Source organism: Pseudomonas caricapapayae (assembly GCF_001400735.1).
In the GTDB taxonomy this organism is placed as follows: domain Bacteria; phylum Pseudomonadota; class Gammaproteobacteria; order Pseudomonadales; family Pseudomonadaceae; genus Aquipseudomonas; species Aquipseudomonas caricapapayae.
The window spans coordinates 62961-78085 of the sequence record NZ_LJPW01000035.1 but is presented as its reverse complement, the minus strand read 5'-3'; the positions used below and the strand labels follow the sequence as shown (position 1 = coordinate 78085).

The following is a 15125-nucleotide window of genomic DNA, read 5'->3' as shown; positions in this document are numbered from 1 at the left end:
GACGTGCTGGAATATTACGCAGGTCTCGTCCCTGCCATCGAAGGCGAGCAGATCCCGCTGCGTGACTCTTCGTTCGTGTACACCCGCCGCGAGCCGCTGGGTGTGGTTGCAGGTATCGGCGCATGGAACTACCCGATCCAGATCGCACTGTGGAAGTCCGCCCCGGCGCTGGCGGCGGGCAACGCGATGATCTTCAAGCCAAGTGAAGTCACGTCGCTGACGACCCTGAAACTGGCAGAGATCTACACCGAAGCCGGCGTACCGGACGGCGTGTTCAACGTGTTGACCGGCAGCGGCCGTGAAGTCGGCACCTGGATCACCGAACATCCGCGTATCGAGAAAGTCTCTTTTACCGGCGGCACCGACACGGGCAAGAAAGTCATGGCCAGTGCTTCGAGTTCGTCGCTCAAGGAAGTGACCATGGAGCTGGGCGGCAAGTCGCCGTTGATCGTGTTCGACGACGCCGATCTGGATCGTGCTGCCGACATCGCGATGATGGCCAACTTCTACAGTTCCGGCCAGGTCTGCACCAACGGTACGCGCGTGTTTGTGCCGAACGCCCTGAAAGCAGAGTTCGAAGCGAAAATCCTGGAGCGTGTGAAGCGCATTCGGGCCGGTAATCCGGAAGACGAGAACATCAACTTCGGCCCACTGGTCAGCTTCGAGCACATGGAAAGCGTGCTCGGCTACATCGCCAAGGGCAAAGAGCAGGGCGCACGCCTGCTGTGTGGCGGCGATCGTCTGACCGGTGGTGTGTTCGACAAGGGTGCCTTCGTCGCACCGACCGTGTTCACCGATTGCACCGACGAGATGACCATCGTGCGCGAAGAAATCTTCGGTCCGGTGATGAGCATCCTCGGTTACGACACCGAAGAAGAAGTGGTGCGCCGCGCCAATGACACTGACTTCGGTCTGGCCGCAGGCATCGTGACGCGTGACCTGAACCGCGCTCACCGCGTGATTCATCTGCTGGAAGCCGGTATCTGCTGGATCAACGCCTGGGGCGAGTCGGCGGCACAAATGCCGGTCGGTGGCTACAAGCAGTCAGGCGTCGGCCGTGAAAACGGTATCAGCTCGCTGGCGCAGTACACGCGCATCAAATCGGTACAGATAGAACTGGGCGACTACGCCTCGGTTTTCTAAGCACGGTTCAAGTGGCACGCGGCAAGCCTCAAGCAGACGCAATCAAAAGATGTTTGCCGAACCCCATTTTCACAAGTATCGCCTCGCTGCTTCTGCTTGCAGCCGAGGCTTGAGACTTGCCGCTCTATGAGGGAGCCTCTATGACGACTCAATCCGAATACGACTACATCATCATTGGTGCCGGCTCGGCCGGTAACACCCTGGCAGCCCGTCTTACCGAAGACGCGGGCGTCACTGTTCTGCTGCTGGAAGCCGGTGGCCCTGACTACCGTCTGGATTTCCGTACCCAGATGCCTGCCGCACTGGCATTCCCGCTGCAGGGCCGCCGCTACAACTGGGCTTACGAAACCGAGCCAGAGCCGCACATGAATAATCGCCGTATGGAATGCGGTCGTGGTAAAGGCCTGGGTGGCTCGTCGCTCATCAACGGCATGTGCTACATCCGTGGCAACGCGATGGACTATGACGGCTGGGCAAAAGAGCCGGGTCTGGAAGACTGGAGCTACCTTGACTGCCTGCCGTACTTCCGCAAGGCTGAAACCCGTGACATCGGTCCGAACGACTACCACGGTGGTGAAGGCCCGGTCAGCGTCACCACGTCCAAGGCTGGCAACAACCCGCTGTTCCACGCGATGGTCGAAGCGGGTGTGCAGGCCGGCTTCCCGCGCACCGACGACCTCAATGGTTATCAGCAGGAAGGCTTCGGTCCGATGGACCGCACCGTGACCCCCAACGGTCGTCGGGCGAGTACCGCCCGCGGTTATCTGGACGAAGCGAAGAAGCGCTCGACCCTGAGCATCGTGACTCACGCCCTGACCGATCGCATCCTGTTCGAAGGCAAGCGTGCTGTCGGCGTGGCCTACCTTGTGGGCGACAGTGACACCCGCATCGAGGCCCGTGCCCGCAAGGAAGTGCTGCTGTGCGGCGGGGCAATCGCTTCGCCCCAGATCCTCCAGCGCTCCGGCGTCGGCCCTGCCGAGGTTCTGAACAAGCTCGATATTCCGGTGGTTCATGACCTGCCGGGCGTTGGCCAGAATCTTCAGGATCACCTGGAGATGTACCTGCAGTACGCCTGCACGCAGCCGGTGTCGCTGTACCCTTCGCTGAAGTGGTGGAACCAGCCTGCCATTGGTGCAGAGTGGATGTTCCTCGGCACGGGTATCGGCGCGAGCAACCAGTTTGAAGCCGGTGGTTTCATTCGCTCCAGCGAAGCGTTCGAATGGCCGAACATTCAGTACCACTTCCTGCCGGTCGCGATTAACTATAACGGCACCAAGGGCGTTCAGGAGCATGGGTTCCAGGCTCACGTCGGCTCCATGCGTTCGCCGAGTCGTGGTCGTGTGCAGGTCAAATCCAAAGACCCGCGCGAGTACCCGAGCATTCTGTTCAATTACATGGCCAGCGAGCAGGACTGGCAGGAATTTCGCGATGGCATTCGCCTGACCCGCGAAATCATGCAGCAACCGGCACTGGACCCTTACCGTGGTCGCGAAATCAGCCCCGGCATCGATGTGCAGTCCGATGAAGCGCTGGATCAGTTCGTGCGTGAGCACGCCGAAACGGCCTACCACCCGTCCTGCTCGTGCAAGATGGGCACCGACGAGATGGCCGTTGTCGATGGTCAGGGTCGCGTGCATGGTCTGCAAAGCCTGCGCGTGGTCGACGCCTCGATCATGCCGATCATTACCACGGGCAACCTGAATGCACCGACGATCATGATCGCCGAGAAAATCGCCGACAGGATCCGCGGTCGTCAGCCTCTGCCACGCAGCACCGCCGACTACTTCGTCGCTGGCGACCAGCCCGCACGCGGCAAACCGTTGCGCGAGATCAGCCACCAGGCCTGATCTGACGACCTGGTCGTCCTCACGCGGTGAGGGCGACCGGCGTAACTCCGGCTGACTTCTGTCCGACTCGCTCCGGCGAGGGCACCCACTCCACGCCAGAATCTCCCCTTATCTTATTATCTGCGTCATCCTCCCGACGGACGCGAATTGCCACTACCTCTCCGCTCTGCCACAATCGCGAATGATTCTCTTTAGTTAGAACTTTCTCATCGAGGCCATTCGTGTCGTCAGTCCCAAGCACTCATAGCGAGATTGTCGGTGCACTGTATCGCGACCATCGCGGTTGGCTGCTGGCCTGGCTCAGACGCAATGTTGCCTGCCCACAGCGTGCCCAGGATTTGAGTCAGGACACGTTTGTGCGCCTGCTCGGACGTCACGAGTTGCTGACGCCCAGAGAACCGCGAGCCTTCCTGGCAACCGTCGCGAAGGGGTTGATGTTCGACCACTTTCGACGCGCTGCGCTGGAGCAGGCCTATCTCGGAGAACTGATGCAGGTTCCTGAAGCCGAGCAACCCTCGCCGGAAGAGCAGATGCTGGCTCTTGAAGATCTGAAGGCGATAGATCGCATGCTGGGCAGCCTGTCCAGTAAAGCCCGGGCAGCGTTTCTGTACAGTCGTCTGGACGGTCTGGGCCACGGCGAAATTGCCGAGCGGCTGGGCGTTTCCGTTTCGCGCGTCAGGCAATATCTGGCTCAAGCCATGCGCCAGTGCTACGTGGCGCTCTACGGTGAGCCGACATGAACGCCAGACCGGTGTCCGCGCGCGTTCTCGATGCCGCTATACAGTGGCAATTGAATATGGATGGCAGCGGCGGCAATGATGCAGACCTTGCCCGCTGGCTGGCTGCCGACGAAGAGCATGCCAGGGCCTGGAACCAGCTGGGCATGGTCAATCAGCGCTTCGCTCTGCCCGCCGGTCCGGCACGCAAGGCGTTGCAGCAGTCGCCGGGTGCCCTGCGGCATAGCTTGCGCAAGCTCGGCGGCGGTGTGGCCGGTGTGGTCATGGCGCTGGGGCTTGCGCTGTTCGTGGGGGATCGTTATCTGCCGATGGATTACTGGCTTGCCGACCAACGCACCGCCACCGGTGAGCAGCGCGAAGTGCGTCTGGCGGACAACACGCTGATTCGCCTTAACACCCACAGCGCAATCGATGTGCGCTTCGATGCGCAGCAACGTCGGGTGATCTTGCAGGACGGTGAAATCCTGGTGCAGACCGGCAGCCATGACGATCCACGCCCGTTCATCGTTGAAACAGCGGATGGCCGATTGCGCGCCCTGGGTACGCGCTTTCTGGTCCGACGCGAGTCCGACGCAACGCTGCTCAGCGTGCTGCAGTCGGCGGTTGCCGCCGCTGCGCGTAATGCGCCGGGTGAACAGGTGCTGCGCGAAGGTCAACAGGTTCGCCTGACACGCAACGGACTTGGCCCATTGCTCAGCGTGCCTTCCGGCGTCGATGCCTGGACGCGCGGCATGCTGGTGGTGGACAACGCCCGTCTGGTCGACATGCTCGCTGAACTGGGTCGCTATCGTGCAGGGCACCTGGGTGTCGACCCGAAGGTGGCAGACCTGCGCATCACTGGTACGTTCCCGCTGACCGACACCGGCCTGGCGCTCAAGGCGCTGTTGCCGACCTTGCCGGTGCAGATCGAACAGCACACCGCGTGGTGGGTCACCGTGCAGGCCAGGGATGAGCAGGCCAGCGTCAATCCGGCAAAACTCTGAAACATACCTGTTCATGTCGGCACCGCCTTGCCCTGACACTTTTCCGGTTTCGAGCGGCTTAGTTTTACACGTCATTTTGCAGATGCGCTCGGTTCTGCGCTTCTTCGCCTGTGGATAAACCATGAAAAGCCAAACCGTGCGCCGCTGGTCCATCTTGCATACCTGGAGCAGCCTGATTTGCACCCTGTTTTTGTTGATGCTGGCTGTCACCGGCTTGCCGCTGATCTTTCATCATGAAATCGATCATTTGCTGGGCGACGCCCCGCACTACAAGGAAATGCCTGCCGAGACGCCGCATCTGGATCTTGAGCAACTGGCCAAGGCTGCTGAAGCGTATCGTCCTGGCGAGGTGATGCAGTATTTCGGCTGGGACGACGAAGATCCCAACGGGGTAATGGCGATCACCGCGGCAACCGCGGGGACGGAGCCCAACTCATCACACACCTTCGCCCTTGATGCGCGTACCGGCGAGGCGCTGGAAATGCCTTCTGCCAATGGCGGCTTCATGATGGTCATGCTGCGTCTGCACGTAGACATGTACGCCAATCTGCCCGGCAAGCTGTTGCTGGCTTTCATGGGCTTGCTGTTTGTGGTGGCAATCGTGTCAGGGACCGTGCTGTATTCGCCTTTCATGCGCAAGCTGGAGTTCGGTCAGGTGCGGGTCAACAAGTCCACTCGCACACGCTGGCTGGACCTGCACAACCTGATCGGCGTGGTGACACTGACCTGGGCGCTGGTGGTGGGCGTGACAGGGGTGATCAGTGCATGCGCCGACCTGCTGATCGCGTCATGGCGCAACGACGCACTGGCGACCATGATTGCGCCGTACAAAGACGCGCCGCCATTGACTCAACGGGCGCCGGCCACACGGTTACTGGAAATTGCCGAGTCCGCAGCGCCTGGGATGCAGGCCGATTTCATCGCTTTTCCGGGCACTCGCTTTTCCAGCGAGCACCATTACGCCGTGTTCCTCAAAGGCAACACACACCTGACTGCGCATCTGGCCACGCCGGTACTGATCGACGCGCAGACGCTGCAAGTGACCGCCGTGGTCGAACGTCCCTGGTACATGGATGCGCTGGGGATGTCGCAACCCCTGCATTTTGGTGATTATGGCGGCATGCCGATGAAGGTGCTCTGGGCAGTGCTGGATGTGCTGACCATCATTGTGCTCGGCAGTGGCGTGTACCTGTGGTGGGTGAGACGACGTGTCGCCCTCTCGGTGAACGCGGCTCAGGCTCAGGTGGCGCAATGAGTTCGAAGCCATCCCGATTCTGGAAGACCTTTGCGATACCTGCCGTGATAGCGCTGCTCACCGCTGCCGGCCTGTTCGCGGCATTGCTGGGGGACGGCTGGTGGGACACGCTGGCGTGGCTGGCAATGGGCACAGCGGCCATGTTGAGTATCAGGGGCTTGCTGGTGCGGCGTAGCTGAATGAAACGCTGATTGCGGACCCGTTGCCCGCTGTCTAGTCTATGGGTCTGTCTCATTCGAGGAACACCCATGTCAGCGCCCACGATGACGTTGTATTTCAACGCCGCTTCGCCCTTCGCCCGCAAGGTACTGGTGATGCTTCATGAAACCGCTCAACTCGACCGTGTGCAGTTGCAGCCAACCGTCGTGACGCCAGTCAGTCCATCTGCGCAACTCAATGAAGAAAACCCGGCAGGCAAGCTTCCGGCGTTGCGTCTGGCCGATGGCAACGTGATCCACGACAGCCGCGTCATCCTCGATTATCTGGATCACCAGCATGTCGGGTTGCCACTGATCCCCCGTGAAGGATCTTCGCGCTGGAGGCGTCTGACGCTCGCGTCACTGGCCGATGCGGTACTCGACGCAGCCATATTGATTCGCTACGAAACGACTTTGCGTCCGCAGGAAAAACACTGGGACCAATGGCTGGACAATCAGCAGCAGAAGATTGAACGCTCGCTGCATTACTTCGAAAGCAACGCAATCATTGAGCTCAGCACGTCCTTCGATGTCGCATCGATCAGCGTCGCCGCGGCGCTCGGATACCTGGATTTCCGTCAGCCTGACCTGAACTGGCGCAGTGCCTACCCGCGACTGGCCGCCTGGTATCTGGACGCCAGTCAACGTCCGTCGATGATCGCGACCCAGCCGTCGGTTTGAGTCAATCTGCGCCACGCCGCACATTCCGGACAGGACGCGGAGCGTCCGGAACTGCATGCCCACGCGGAGCGTTACACGATAGTTGAGGACGACAAACAACCTCAGCAATCAGGCTCGTCAGCGGTGTAGCGGCGAGCGGGGTTGACCGCTGCGTCGAACTCGCGCAGTGCCTTGGCACCGATCAGCAGCGGGAAGTTGAAGTGGCTGCGATCTACCAGGTTGACCTCGACCGTGCGCTTCTTGTCGCCCAGGCACAGCTCAAGATCAACGACCGGGCGCTTGGCAGGATTGATGCTTTCATCCTCGTCGTCGTCACCTTCTGCACGTCCCTTGATCTTGCTGATCCGCGACACCTTGTGCTCATACACCTTGTTGTCCGCGCCCTTGGTTGCCAGGCGGAATCGCACCCAGTCATCGCCATCACGTTTGAACAGCTCGATGTCCTTGGCCGACAGCGAGGCGGTCAGTGCGCCAGTGTCCATTTTGGCCTTGAAGGTCTGATCTACGTCCAGAACCTTGATGTTCTCGTAACGGCCATATAGCGTCGGTTCAGCAGCCATGACCGGCAGGGCCAGCAGCGACAATAGTGCCAGGATCGGTTTCACGTGAGAGGTTCCTCGCAATGGTCAGCGCCTGTTTGGCGCCCGTTTTTAGACATCGAACCTGCAGTAGGTTCGGCAGCAAGCGTGTCAGGGAAGCATAAACGTCCTGACGTGAAACATTTGTAAGTACCTGTGTAATTGGCGTAAAACGCGTGGGTCTTTATGATTGCCGCCCCTGAACCTTCAAGAGTCCGTCATGCGCCGTCTGCTCACCGGCTGTTTTGTTGCCTTGCTGTTACTGATCAATACGTTGGTGCTGATCGGTCCGTTATTGGTTTTTGCCTTGCTCAAGCTGCTGTTCAGAGGCCGGATGCGCGACCGCTGCTCGGCGGCTGTGATGTGGATTGCCGAAACCTGGGCCGAGATCGACAAGGTCATCTTTGCGACCTGCGTACCGACGCAGTGGGACATTCGCGGTGATGAAGGACTGCGTGGCGACACCTCTTATCTGGTCATCAGCAATCATCAGTCCTGGGTGGATATTCCCGCGCTGGTGCAGGCACTCAACCGGCGCACCCCTTTCTTCAAATTCTTTCTGAAAAAAGAACTGATCTGGGTGCCGCTGCTGGGGCTGGCGTGGTGGGGGCTGGATTATCCGTTCATGAAGCGCTACAGCAAGTCGTTTCTGGCTAAAAACCCGCAACTCAAGGGCAAGGATCTGGAAATCACCAAGGCCGCCTGCGAGCTGTTCAAGCGTCAACCGGTGACCATCGTCAATTACCTGGAAGGAACACGTTTTACCCCGGCCAAACATGCGGCTCAGGCTTCGCCCTATGTCCACCTGCTCAAACCCAAGGCGGGCGGAGTTGCCTTCGTGCTGGCTGCCATGGGCGAACAACTGGATGCCATTCTGGATGTCACCGTGGTGTATCCGGGGTCAGGCATTCCAGGCTTCTGGGACATGCTTTGCGGACGCGTGCCCAAGGTGATCGTCGATATCAGGACCCGCGAGCTGGACCCGGCTCTCTGGCAGGGCGATTACGAAAATGACCCTGCGTTTCGCGAGAAAGTGCAGGGCTGGGTCAACCAGCTCTGGGTCGAGAAAGATGCACGTATTGCTGCGTTGCGACTTGAATCAGCTCCCGGTACCCCATAACCCACTCAAACTCTGCAACGCCGAACTACTGGCACCTTGCTGTCCCAGGTATTGCAGAATCAGCGGGGCAAACTGGCTGACCATCGTGCTGTCCATGCCCAACGCCTTGAAGGCGTTATTCACGTCACCCATGCTCTGCACGTTGCCCAGTGCGCTGTTGAGCATCGAGCTGTTGCCCGACTTGCCGCCCAGTAGACTACCCAGCCCGTTGGCACCGCCCAGGCTGTCCAGTGCGGACGTACCGGACATCTGCTCCAGGCCCGGGACCGATTTGGCCAACTGCGAATAATCGGTGCTGGTCAGTTTGTTCTTTGCCAGCCCGAGCAGCGCACCTGTTCCGCCAACCGCCTGTTCCGGGGTGACATTGAGCTGCGTACCGAGGGTATTGAGCAGCCCCGCGACTTCGGGTGCCGCCGTGGCTTTCTGATTGCCATTGGTGGCATTGGAGACCGCGTTTGCGGCGTCATTCAGATTAAAGGCAAATGCCGGGCTCGTTGTCAGGGCCATCAACGTTACCAAAGCCATACTGCGTGCAGTGTTCATCGCGTTACCTTCTATCAAACCTGAACCGCCCATGAGCGAGCGGTAAAGCAGACGATTTGACTGTAGGGAGCAGAGGCTTGTTCCCGCCGCAGGAAACGGACGACGGCATTTCTCGTTCTGCGCTGTCGAGCGTGCGTGCTGCGCGTGTCGCATTGCCATAAAAGATGTATGTATTACCGCGCTTCTTCTGCGAACCGGCAGGGTGTCGATCATTTGAAATGCGTGGAGCAATTGCAATGACCGACACCCAAACCTCAGCACTTCCCGCCAGGCCAGCCGCAAGCGTTCATGACTTGTTGGCCGCGCAGGGCAACGACCAGTTGACCGACATCCTGCTAAGACCCCGCACTGAAGGTTTCACGTTACTGGACGAAATAACGGTGCTCGGGACCGCCAGCTCATTCAAGCGCTGGGCAGACGATATCCAACTCCTTGGCACCTTGAAGTCGATGCTGTTTGACGATGAACTACATGCGTTCAAGGATGGCGCCGAGCGCGTTACCCGATCCGTGAGTCCGGAAACATCCCGGACGGGACCTGAGGATGAGCGGGCAAAAGCTGTGTTCGATATCGCTCAGCGTCATCAGCGTGAGCCACATTCGCCGATCATCAGAACAGAGCGACTTGATCGTACCCGAGGCGATTACCCCAGATTATTGAATACGTTGCGGGCGCGAATACGGGATTTGAAAACCGGCACCTGTGCGATCAACAGAGAGTTTGTGGCCGTCGCCAAGGACTCTCCGCTGTTTGCGGGCGTCACTTATAGCTCTTCGGTTTTGCAGCAGTTCAAGGCCTTGATCCGGCTTGCTGCCGGCATGGACACGACAGGCGATTCCGATGAGGACCTGTTGCCCAGAGTGCGGCGTAAAGACCTGCGCCACGTCCTCAGCGTCGTGAATAAACGTCAGGTGGACTTCAGGCAGCCATTCACATGCGTTCTACACGTCAGGCCCAGTGGAGGCAGGCCGGTTTATGCGCTCCAGTTGCAGGGCGTTTCCGACGCCCGTCAACCGGCGCAAACCACTTTGTCAGATCTGCACCTGCGGGTCATCCGTTTCACCGACAGCCTGGCCCTGCTCGGGCCTTATCTGGCTACAGCAGATGCCAACAGCAATCTGGCGATTCGCGATGATCAGACCGTTTCGCTGCAATGCCTGCTCGATTACTACGGGATCGCTATCCCGGCGGCGGCCAGCCGTGACGATCTGTTGGTGGGGATCGCTGCGCTTGTGCCGGGGGAGAGCGAATCCCGGGGTGCGGCGATGAAGCCTTCATTGCCTTTTACCATCGCAGAAACACAGCGCTTCGTGCTCGATACTTCACAGGTGTACACGTTTCGCCAGCGAAATGTTCAGGCGCATGGCACTGACGACTATGGCGTGATCAACAAAGAGTTGAAAAAGGAAATCCAGTGGCATCTTGCCCGGTGCCGCACCTTGCTGAACAGCCACCGGCATTTCGGCGCCTCATTGCAAGACAACGAAAACGCGTTGTTGGCGATGTTGCAGCAAACAGGTGGTATTACGCTGAAACTTGTCGTTTACGACAGCGACGGCCATCACGACATTTACCGGGAACAGCACACCGTCAATCCCTGGCACGCGAAGGGCCTGTCGGGATATTTTGACGCGGCCTGCAAAGAGCTGTCGTTGTACATGATCAACACCATTCGTGATGTGGAAGGCGAGGGTGCCATCAATATCGAAAGGCTGATTGTGGAAGTCATCGTGCCCAATCCAGTCCAGCGCAGTTATCCCCTGACGGATATCGACATCGAAGCCTTCGATATCCGCAGCAAAGAACCTCCGTTTTTGTATGTGGATCCTCTATCTGAAGAGGCCTATGACGCTATCGGGTCACGGTTCATGGTCCTCACAGAGGAACTACGAAGGGTGCAATGGGAGGTTGGCCAGTGTGCGACATTGCAGCACGCGGCTGATTATCTGCTGACGCATTATCGCGAGAACGCGCCTGACTTGCCGAACGCGCAGCGCCAGGTGGCGTATACCAAACGCCTGAACGATGCAGTCAATGCCTACTATCGGGTGGCCGCGGCAAATCTGGAGGCTCAGCAACGGTTGCTGGTTGTTCTGCAGCCTACCCAGTCAGAATTTGTTTCACGCGAACTCTGCCGTTATCTGGGGCTGGCCGAGCATAGCTGGCCGGTGATTGCGCGGTCTTCATTCGATATCAGTTACGAGGCCAGTTGGGTCAATACCGGTACGTTCTACAAGCACAAGGAGTCCGTCGGTTATCGAACGCTGCTGAGTGTGATGTATGACGAAGCTCTTCGCCAAGAACTGGCGCTTGCCGATGACCGTGATGAAAAGCTCGGGCGGCTGGCTCAGGCGCTCGCCACTAAAACCCGTTACACCGCAAGCCTGAAGGCACTGCAAACGAAGCTGACCGGTTTATTCGATGCAAACATAGCCTTTGTGAACAACGGCAATCTGCCTTCTCAACTGACGACGCCGCAGGCAGCGTACAGGCTTGAGGCAGAGGATTACGCCATCAAGGCGACCGAAACCTACCGAGCGTTGGAGGCCGAGCGGATCGTGCTGACTTCGGGCAGCGCCGCCCAACGGCTGGAATCACTTGAGTGGGCGGCGATATCGGACAGCGACAGACCGGTTCATTGCATCGAGTTATTGACCGCAGACGAGCGCGCCCGGCTTGAGGCAAGCGTTCAGGCGTTCAGGCAAATGTTAAGCGCCAGGACAAACGATGATGACATTCAGAACATGTCGACCAGTGCACAGCATGTGCTGCAAGTGGTGCGTCAGGTCGGCGGACTCATTCCTGTATTGGGTAACTTCATCAACCTGGCATTTGATATTTACGATGGCAACGACGAAGGCATAACGCTGGACGCAATCAACATTGTTGCAGAACTCTGTCTGGGCAAAATGCGCGCCGTTCCTCCCAGGGTGCTGGGTGTGTTGATGCAGCAAGGCACCAACGTATGGACGATGGCCCAACAGATCCAGGCCCTCGGAGAGTCGATCAGAGCCAACGACTACGAGGCCTCGGTAAAAAACTTCGGCTTTCTTTTGATCGGTATGCGTTCGGCGCTGCACTGCGGTATATCAGCGGTGAAAGGGCTCAAGGCTGCTGTGTCGCGTCATCAACAGGGCGTGAACGAGCGCGAAGTTGCAGGCGAAGAACTTTTGCACAGGCAGTCGTCTGAAGGCAGCACACATTGGCGTTTCTCCGAGGACGGGCAGATATCCGAGCGCAAGACCGGCAGAAACGTCACGCGTGTCGACTGGAATGGCAACGCGATCGTCGAGGGCGGTGCCCGTGCGGTATTGCTGGGCGGGATAAGCGAGAACATTTACATGCTCAACGGCCATGCCTGTCGTATGGTCAATGGGCTGGCCGGACCGCAATTACGCCCCCTGCATGCGCTGGACATGGAAGCAGGGCAATGGCATACACACCCGAATTCGGTTGCCGATGCACCGCAGCTTTCACGGTTTGCCCGTACCGAAGATTTTCCTGTTCGCTTCAGCGGACGACCGGAGCGCTTTCTGGCACCCGCCAACACGGTCAGTTGGTACGACAACTGCGTGGCGACGCTTGAATCGGTCCCAGCCCGGATCATGGACGCAGATAACAGAGCAACCGGGCAAAACATCGCACTCGGCGTCATTGAGCATAAATACGTCACCGAACACGATGGGCATGTCGAGGTGCTCGAACATGCGGGGCATTCAGTCGACACTACCTCGTTCATTCGCGCTGACGGTAGCCGTCTGGAAATCGATAAGGCGCTGCCTGCCATTGCGAGTTACAACCCTGAAATTCAGGCAAAAATTGTCGCTGCGCAAGGCATGTTCGTCACCGTCCAGATAACCGACACCCTGGATGGGCTGGTGGGCAGAAAGACCGTAGCGGGTGTCCTGGCGACGCTCAGTGATGGCCGCGGGCAGGAACTGGTGATCGAGGCGGATCGCGGCGTGCACTACCGAGGTACTGTGGGGATGGAGAATTTTCTGGCGCTGGCACCCGGCGAAACGTTGCAAAACCAGCGTCCTGTTTCCCTGACGATGAGTAAAATCAGTGCTGACGCCGACCCCAAACGAGCGTTGCCTCACCTGTGGCGTCACCAGTCGGATTACCGCAACGGCATAGCCCATGATGACTTTGCGCTGGAACTGTTCTATGGCTCAAAGGCTGCAAACGAGGCTTATGCCCGTAACCCACGATGGGTAGCCAGCAACATCGAAGCAGTTGCCAAAATCAAGCCGCGGCTGCCTTCGTCCATCACGACTGTCGAAAATCCGTTTTATGTTCTCGACACCTCCGAGGAACTGGCAATTCTCTTTGCTGCGCGTAATCAGGCCGCACTCGCCAATACCCTGTTGGGCAATACCATTGAGTGGGGAGCGGCGTCGAAGCCCCGCGCGCTGAGTCTGGGGGAGAAGATCCTCAAGCAGGTTCGACTGACCCGCCCGCTTATGGCCGCGCAAGGGACGATTCCAGCGCTCGCCAGTGAGCGAGGCACCTTTGTCAGGCAGCTTCAGAAAACGCTGTCCGGAAACAACCTGATGATGGCCGAGGTCAGCTTGAAGTCAGGAGAGAAGGCCTGGTTTGCTCATTCACCTACCCGACAGCTCGGTATGCTGGCAGGCCACCTGGATGAACCGTTTTATCTGAGTCATTCGGGGTGCGTCATTGATCATGTCGAAGCCTGCTTTACCGACCCCTCCAGAATTGAAAGTATCGCCGTCCTGTCCCTTAATGACATTTCGGAAACCGATGCTCGACGCATTTTTCTCTCCTCGCAGCGCGGCTATGCCTATGAATCGGTCACCAGCCTCGAGCCGCCAGCCGAGCATGCCCACCTGAGCGGTGCCGACCTGCAGTTACACATCGACGACGCCATTTATCCAGAACGAACCCGAGGCGTGGGCATTGCCAGTGCCGTTGTTGACCTGTCCGATGCCGAAGTGGTCAGTACGGGGCCAAAACGAGGCAGTTACTCCATTGGTGGTCGTGACTACATCAAACTGGATAACGGCAGAATCTACCGGGCCGTCTGGGATGAGCGCAACGGCGTCTTTCTGCTGGTGCCGCCGCAAGGACGGTCGCGCGCTGAAATCCTTGCGCTGCCCTGGGTACGCAATACAGGCGGGCACGAGTTCACGCTTATCAATCGACCTGGGTTAAAGGGTGGCAACGTTGTCAATCAGACGATCTGCAACATCCGCACACGGCGAGTGGCTGGTGCCGTCGCGTCCCACGAGCACTATGCCGCTCAGGAGGCGGCAGGCGGAGTGTTTCAGGTTCACCATGAGGACTTGAACATCATGAATGACAACGCGCTCGTCGCCGGAAAGCTCAATGTGCCATCCGACCTGTTCCACACCATCGAGCCGGATCGGGATGGCTATGTAAGGCTCGAAGCCAAGGCAGCGGTCCCCGAAAGCTGTATTTCCAGTACCGAGTTCTTGGTATCGAAATATGCAGGCGGGGAAATACCGTTCGATTATGAAGGCGAGCGCTCGGGCAACCCGGCTCCAGTCGTGCCCAATGTCGAGGTTGTCGCGCTGCGTCAGGGGCAGCCGGTGAGTCTGAATATTTCGACGACTCCTCTTGAGGGCTGGATAAAGGCCCAGGGCCATTCTGATTACTTTACTGACGAGCAATCATTTCCCGAAGTCGGAGAGGGTATTGGTTTTATCGAGCGAGAGGTGCTGGAGGGCACTCCATCCTCGGAATACCCGTTTCATTTCATGTTTGTGGCCGGGAAAGTTCTGGACCTGGACGGGCATATCACGGGCGTGCTGGCCTCGGACTTGTCCGAAGCCGCACGAGACACTGACGAACGTGGTGCTGCAACACAATTACCCGCCAGCCGTAACTGGAATATCGGGCTTTTCGAGTCAATCGACGGTATGCGCGGAGCTCCGGCACCTGACAGTAATTACTATGCAAAAGAACACTACTACTCGGTACTGGTGAGGCCTGTGCGAGAGTAGGGCAGTACAGTTCATGGCGCTGGAGGCTTCAGCCCTCAGCGTCTTTTGATCCTG

Annotated in this window: 11 protein-coding genes; 9 read left to right on the top strand and 2 right to left on the bottom strand. The window is 58.7% G+C overall.

Annotated elements, in window-relative coordinates:
* From betB to ALO80_RS04345, 7 genes are all read left to right on the top strand, one after another.
* Nucleotides 1–1143, top strand: a 1143-nt coding sequence (gene betB, locus ALO80_RS04375; protein ID WP_055008080.1) for a betaine-aldehyde dehydrogenase, incomplete at its 5' end; no start/stop codon positions are given.
* Nucleotides 1144–1283: 140 nt separating this feature from the next.
* Complete coding sequence (gene betA / locus ALO80_RS04370) at nt 1284–2990, top strand: choline dehydrogenase (RefSeq protein WP_055008074.1); 1707 nt, start codon at nt 1284–1286, stop codon at nt 2988–2990.
* A 221-nt stretch (nt 2991–3211) separates the two neighbouring features.
* A complete protein-coding gene (locus ALO80_RS04365) occupies nt 3212–3730 on the top strand; it encodes an RNA polymerase sigma factor (RefSeq protein ID WP_055008073.1) in 519 nt (172 codons plus the stop codon).
* Nucleotides 3727–4710, top strand: a complete 984-nt coding sequence (locus tag ALO80_RS04360) for a FecR domain-containing protein (protein WP_055008072.1) — start codon at nt 3727–3729, stop codon at nt 4708–4710. The genes ALO80_RS04365 and ALO80_RS04360 overlap by 4 nt, the downstream gene beginning before the upstream one ends.
* 121 nt (nt 4711–4831) lie before the next feature.
* Entirely contained in the window at nt 4832–5965 is a 1134-nt protein-coding gene (locus tag ALO80_RS04355; protein WP_055008071.1) for a PepSY-associated TM helix domain-containing protein, read from the top strand.
* A complete protein-coding gene (locus ALO80_RS04350; protein ID WP_055008070.1) occupies nt 5962–6144 on the top strand; it encodes a hypothetical protein in 183 nt (60 codons plus the stop codon). Before ALO80_RS04355 ends, ALO80_RS04350 begins: the two co-directional genes overlap by 4 nt.
* Before the next feature lie 69 nt (nt 6145–6213).
* Nucleotides 6214–6843 carry a glutathione S-transferase family protein gene (locus ALO80_RS04345; RefSeq protein WP_055008069.1) on the top strand — a complete coding sequence of 210 codons (630 nt, stop codon included), beginning with the start codon at nt 6214–6216 and terminating at the stop codon, nt 6841–6843.
* A 101-nt stretch (nt 6844–6944) separates the two neighbouring features.
* Here the strand turns inward: ALO80_RS04345 and rloA2 are convergent, their stop codons facing one another.
* Entirely contained in the window at nt 6945–7448 is a 504-nt protein-coding gene (rloA2, locus tag ALO80_RS04340) for a retropepsin-like aspartic peptidase RloA2 (RefSeq protein WP_054985711.1), read from the bottom strand.
* Nucleotides 7449–7641: 193 nt separating this feature from the next.
* Between rloA2 and ALO80_RS04335 the strand changes: the two genes are divergently transcribed.
* Entirely contained in the window at nt 7642–8541 is a 900-nt protein-coding gene (locus tag ALO80_RS04335; RefSeq protein WP_055008068.1) for an acyltransferase, read from the top strand.
* Here ALO80_RS04335 and ALO80_RS04330 read toward each other — a convergent pair.
* A complete protein-coding gene (locus ALO80_RS04330; protein WP_055008067.1) occupies nt 8521–9084 on the bottom strand; it encodes a DUF2780 domain-containing protein in 564 nt (187 codons plus the stop codon). The genes ALO80_RS04335 and ALO80_RS04330 overlap by 21 nt on opposite strands.
* A 236-nt stretch (nt 9085–9320) precedes the next feature.
* On the opposite strand from ALO80_RS04330, the gene ALO80_RS04325 reads away from it, so the two are divergent.
* Nucleotides 9321–15071: a hypothetical protein gene (locus ALO80_RS04325; protein ID WP_055008066.1), complete on the top strand. Its 5751-nt coding sequence runs from the start codon at nt 9321–9323 to the stop codon at nt 15069–15071.
* The last annotated feature ends 54 nt before the right edge of the window (nt 15072–15125 follow it).

Bases quoted from the DNA above. Each gene is read 5' to 3' on its own strand.
- betA (WP_055008074.1), top strand. From the start codon at position 1,284: ATGACGACTCAATCCGAATACGACTACATCATCATTGGTGCCGGCTCG.
- ALO80_RS04360 (WP_055008072.1), top strand. From the start codon at position 3,727: ATGAACGCCAGACCGGTGTCCGCGCGCGTTCTCGATGCCGCTATACAG.
- ALO80_RS04355 (WP_055008071.1), top strand. From the start codon at position 4,832: ATGAAAAGCCAAACCGTGCGCCGCTGGTCCATCTTGCATACCTGGAGC.
- ALO80_RS04350 (WP_055008070.1), top strand. From the start codon at position 5,962: ATGAGTTCGAAGCCATCCCGATTCTGGAAGACCTTTGCGATACCTGCC.
- ALO80_RS04345 (WP_055008069.1), top strand. From the start codon at position 6,214: ATGTCAGCGCCCACGATGACGTTGTATTTCAACGCCGCTTCGCCCTTC.
- ALO80_RS04335 (WP_055008068.1), top strand. From the start codon at position 7,642: ATGCGCCGTCTGCTCACCGGCTGTTTTGTTGCCTTGCTGTTACTGATC.
- ALO80_RS04330 (WP_055008067.1), bottom strand. From the start codon at position 9,084: ATGAACACTGCACGCAGTATGGCTTTGGTAACGTTGATGGCCCTGACA.
- ALO80_RS04325 (WP_055008066.1), top strand. From the start codon at position 9,321: ATGACCGACACCCAAACCTCAGCACTTCCCGCCAGGCCAGCCGCAAGC.